The 1,299-nt window shown below is 46.3% G+C and carries 1 protein-coding gene; it reads right to left on the bottom strand.

Annotation, left to right across the window (positions count from 1 at the left end; genetic code table 11):
* Positions 1-114: 114 nt before the first annotated feature.
* Positions 115-1,299 carry an elongation factor Tu gene (gene tuf / locus EAG18_RS21990; RefSeq protein WP_125254467.1) on the bottom strand — a complete coding sequence of 395 codons (1,185 nt, stop codon included), beginning with the start codon at positions 1,297-1,299 and terminating at the stop codon, positions 115-117.

The raw sequence follows: 1,299 nt of genomic DNA on the forward strand, positions 1-1,299 counted from the left end.
TATTGTCAGCGTGCCACTCTCATGCCTATATACGTATTACCTTTGATTTCCTATAGGCATTAAAAAAGGCCGCTTTCGCGACCTTTTTTACAGTGTATTGCTACAACCTAAAGCTTATGCTTCGATTGTTGCTACAACACCAGCACCTACTGTACGGCCACCTTCACGGATAGCGAAACGTAGACCTTCGTCCATCGCGATTGGTACGATTAGCTCAACAGTCATCTTGATGTTGTCGCCAGGCATTACCATTTCTACGCCGTCTGGTAGCTGGATGTCACCAGTTACGTCTGTTGTACGGAAGTAGAACTGTGGACGGTAACCTTTGAAGAAAGGAGTGTGACGACCACCTTCATCTTTCGAAAGTACGTATACTTCTGAAGTGAACTTCGTGTGTGGAGTGATTGAACCAGGCTTCGCTAGTACTTGACCACGCTCWACTTCATCACGCTTAGTACCACGTAGTAGTGCACCRATGTTCTCACCCGCACGACCTTCGTCTAGAAGCTTACGGAACATTTCAACACCCGTACAAGTTGTCTTCGTAGTTTCTTTGATACCTACGATTTCAACTTCGTCGTTCACGTTGATGATACCAGCTTCAACACGGCCTGTTACTACTGTACCACGACCCTGGATTGAGAATACGTCTTCGATAGGCATGATGAATGGCTTATCGATGTCACGCTCTGGCTCTGGGATGTAAGTATCTAGTGCTTCTGCAAGCTCAACGATCTTGTCTTCCCACTCTTTCTCACCTTCAAGTGCTTTAAGCGCTGAACCTTGGATTAGAGGTAGGTCATCACCTGGGAAGTCGTACTCAGAAAGTAGTTCACGTACTTCCATCTCTACTAGCTCTAGAAGCTCTTCGTCGTCAACCATGTCACATTTGTTCATGAATACGATGATGTAAGGTACACCAACCTGACGAGAAAGTAGGATGTGCTCACGTGTTTGAGGCATAGGACCGTCAGTAGCTGCAACTACTAGGATCGCGCCGTCCATCTGTGCAGCACCAGTGATCATGTTTTTAACATAGTCAGCGTGTCCTGGACAGTCTACGTGTGCATAGTGACGAGTTGGTGTGTCATACTCAACGTGTGAAGTTGAGATTGTGATACCACGCTCACGCTCTTCTGGAGCGTTATCGATTGATGCGAAGTCTTTTGCTTCACCACCGTATACTTTTGCAAGTACGTTAGTGATTGCTGCAGTTAGAGTTGTTTTACCGTGGTCAACGTGGCCGATTGTACCTACGTTTACGTGCGGTTTTACGCGTTCAAACTTTTCTTTTGCCAT

This window comes from Pseudoalteromonas sp. J010, assembly GCF_003934235.1.
Lineage (GTDB): Bacteria > Pseudomonadota > Gammaproteobacteria > Enterobacterales > Alteromonadaceae > Pseudoalteromonas > Pseudoalteromonas peptidolytica.